Source organism: Streptomyces sp. P9(2023) (assembly GCF_032436795.1).
Taxonomy (GTDB): domain Bacteria; phylum Actinomycetota; class Actinomycetes; order Streptomycetales; family Streptomycetaceae; genus Streptomyces.
Genome location: NZ_JAUPWM010000830.1, coordinates 1 through 238, shown reverse-complemented (window position 1 = coordinate 238; position 238 = coordinate 1). Strand labels below are relative to the sequence as shown.

The 238-nt window shown below is 67.6% G+C and carries 1 protein-coding gene; it reads right to left on the bottom strand.

The annotated features are described in order from the left end of the window. On the bottom strand, nt 1-203 hold a 203-nt coding region (locus Q5762_RS39600; RefSeq protein ID WP_315897163.1), incomplete at its 3' end, for a hypothetical protein. Nucleotides 204-238: the final 35 nt, after the last annotated feature.

Here is a 238-nt window from a genome sequence, read left to right as displayed (position 1 = left end):
GCCTCGGCGGCGCTGACATAGCTCGCCTTGATATTGCGAAAGCCGGTCGGGAACTCCACCGTCAGCGTGTCTTCCGCGATGCCCTGCACGGTCCCATAGCCGAACTTCTGGTGAAACACCCGGTCGCCCACGGCGAAGCGGACCGCCTGTGCCTCGATCACCACCGGGCGCGGCGGGGTGCGGCTGGCGGCGCGTTCCTGCATCCGCTTCCACCCGGGCGAGTTATAGACATCCGCCC